The sequence below is a fragment of the Brooklawnia sp. genome (genome assembly GCF_032229645.1).
Lineage (GTDB): Bacteria > Actinomycetota > Actinomycetes > Propionibacteriales > Propionibacteriaceae > Brooklawnia.
Genome location: NZ_JAVTWX010000079.1, coordinates 1 through 2,463, shown reverse-complemented (window position 1 = coordinate 2,463; position 2,463 = coordinate 1). Strand labels below are relative to the sequence as shown.

Genomic DNA, 2,463 nt, shown 5'->3' with positions numbered 1-2,463 from the left:
GTTGCGATCGGAGTCGAGGAAGAGATCATGATCTTTAGTCTAGCTAATTAGCAAAGCTAATCAAATGACCGGCCGGATGGGTCGCCTCAACACCGCCCGCGTGGAGTACGGTGGCGGGCGTGTCAGATGCGGAGACGAGACTGGTGGACCGGTTGCGCGGACTGTTCGCCGACACGCGTCCGCTGGCCGCTGCCGACTTCAGGCGGTTGTGGACGGCAAACATCGTTACGGTGATCGGTGCCCAGTTGACCGTGGTGGCGGTGCCCGCGCAGATCTACGCAATCACCGGGTCTTCTGCGATGGTCGGCCTGACCGGAGTCTTCGGGCTGGTGCCGTTGGTCGTCATGGGTTTGTGGGGCGGCGCGCTGGCCGATGCGATGGACCGGCGCCGGCTGCTGGAGATCACCACGCTGGGCCTGATCGCCACCTCCGCGATGTTCTGGGTGCAGGCGGCCCTGGATCTCGGAAACGTCTGGCTTCTGTTAGGCATTTTCGCGCTGCAGCAGGCATTCTTCGCGGTCAACCAGCCGACGCGCACCGCGATCTTGCCCAAGCTGATTCCCGCCGAGCAGCTACCGGCAGCGAACACGTTGAACATGACCGTGCTGTCTGCGGGGGCGATCGCCGGACCGCTGGTCGGCGGCGCATTGATCCCCGTACTCGGCTACTCGTGGCTCTATCTGATCGACACGATCACCCTGATGGCTACTCTTTATGCCGTCTGGCGACTTGAACCCATGCCAGTCGACGGCAAGGCGGGGGCGCCCGGGCTGCGTTCGGTCATCGACGGCCTCAGCTACCTGGGCGGGCACAAGATCTTGATGCTGAGTTTCGCCGTCGATCTCATCGCGATGATCTTCGGCATGCCGAGGGCACTGTTTCCCGAGATCGCTCACGTCAACTTCGGCGGCCCGGTCGAGGGCGGCGCCGAGTTCGCTCTGCTCTACGCGGCGATGCCCGTCGGAGCGGTGCTGGGAGGCGTCTTCGGCGGCTGGGTCTCGCGAGTTCACAGGCAGGGTGCAGCGGTGCTGTGGGCCGTCGCCGCGTGGGGCGGCTCGATGGCGCTGATGGGTGTCGCCGTGGGTCTGTCGTCCTGGCAGACCCGGACCGCGCTCGGTGTGGCGCTGGGAATGCTGGTGATCGGCGGCGGCGCGGACATGATCTCGTCCGCGTTTCGGCAATCGATCTTGCTGAGTGCGACCGACGATGCCGTGCGCGGACGAATGCAGGGCGTCTTCATCGTCGTCGTGGCGGGCGGTCCACGGCTCGCGGATGTCGTGCACGGTGCCGCGTCCGATGTCATCGGCCCGGCCTGGACCACCGGAGGTGGCGGACTGCTGGTCGTCGGTGGGATGGTCCTGATCGCGCTGGCTTTTCCTGCCTTCCGCAGTTTCAGCATCGCGAAGAGTTGAGGACGGCAAGAGATGCCGAATCCGGCGATGCGGCGTGCCGGCACTCGACAGGTCAATTCTGCGTGAGGCCCTAGAGTCGACGCCATGGATCTGGTGCAGACAATTCGTGCAGGACAGGGTGGTTTCCTGCTGTTCGGGATCACTCCGCCAAAGGCATCGACCCCGCCGGACAAGCTGCGCCAGATCACCGAATCGACCCTGGCCCGCCTCGAAGCGGCAGATCCCGATGGTGTGGCACTCTATGACATCGCCGAGGAACAAGACCGCAACCCTGAAGCGCGTCCGTTCCCGTTCCTCCCCACTCTTGATCCTGGTGACTTCTGTGCGCAGCACCTCTTGGCGTGGCAGAAGCCGGCCGTGATCTACCGGGCCGTGGGCAAGTACTCCGAGGCGCAGCTGGCCGGCTGGATGCGGGAGCAACCAGCCGATCAGGTCATGACGGTGCTTGTCGGCGCGTCATCGAGCAAACAGATCGGCGCGACCTCGCTATCGCGCGCCTACGACCTCCGCCAGGAGGTGCGGCCCGATCTCCTGGCCGGCGCGGTGGTGATACCGGAGCGGCACACCGGTCGGGGAGACGAACATCTTCGGATGCTCAACAAGCAAGAGGCCGGGGTCTGCTTCTTCGTCAGTCAGATCCTCTACGACGCGAACGCCGCGAAGAACCTGCTGGCCGACTACGCCGACGAGTGCGAGGCGCGCGGAGTGGCTCCCAAGCCGGTCGTTTTCACTCTCTCGGTGTGCGGTTCGGTGAAGACGCTGGACTTCCTTGCCTGGCTCGGGGTGAAAGTGCCGCACTGGATGCAGCGAGATCTCAGGCGCGCAGAGAACACCCTGGACGCATCGTGCGAACAGGCCCGGATGATCGCCTCGGACATGGTTCAGTACGGTCGCCGGATCGGGGTGCCGGTCGGACTCAATGTCGAAAGCGTGTCGAGCCGTCGGGTCGAGATCGAGGCCGCTGTTCAGTTGGCCGTGGATCTTCGTCCGATCCTGCAGGGCTGAGACGATCCACGGGTAGCGCACGCGTCCCAGGGAGTACAGCTAGCCC

2 protein-coding genes are annotated in these 2,463 nt (G+C 64.8%); both read left to right on the top strand.

Translation table 11 applies throughout. The annotated features are described in order from the left end of the window. The first annotated feature begins 119 nt into the window (after positions 1–119). Complete coding sequence (locus tag AAFP05_RS05430; protein ID WP_341728836.1) at positions 120–1,412, top strand: MFS transporter; 1,293 nt, start codon at positions 120–122, stop codon at positions 1,410–1,412. A gap of 84 nt (positions 1,413–1,496) precedes the next feature. Beyond that, positions 1,497–2,417 carry a 5,10-methylenetetrahydrofolate reductase gene (locus AAFP05_RS05425; RefSeq protein ID WP_341728835.1) on the top strand — a complete coding sequence of 307 codons (921 nt, stop codon included), beginning with the start codon at positions 1,497–1,499 and terminating at the stop codon, positions 2,415–2,417. The last annotated feature ends 46 nt before the right edge of the window (positions 2,418–2,463 follow it).

Bases quoted from the DNA above. Each gene is read 5' to 3' on its own strand.
- AAFP05_RS05425 (WP_341728835.1), top strand. From the start codon at position 1,497: ATGGATCTGGTGCAGACAATTCGTGCAGGACAGGGTGGTTTCCTGCTG.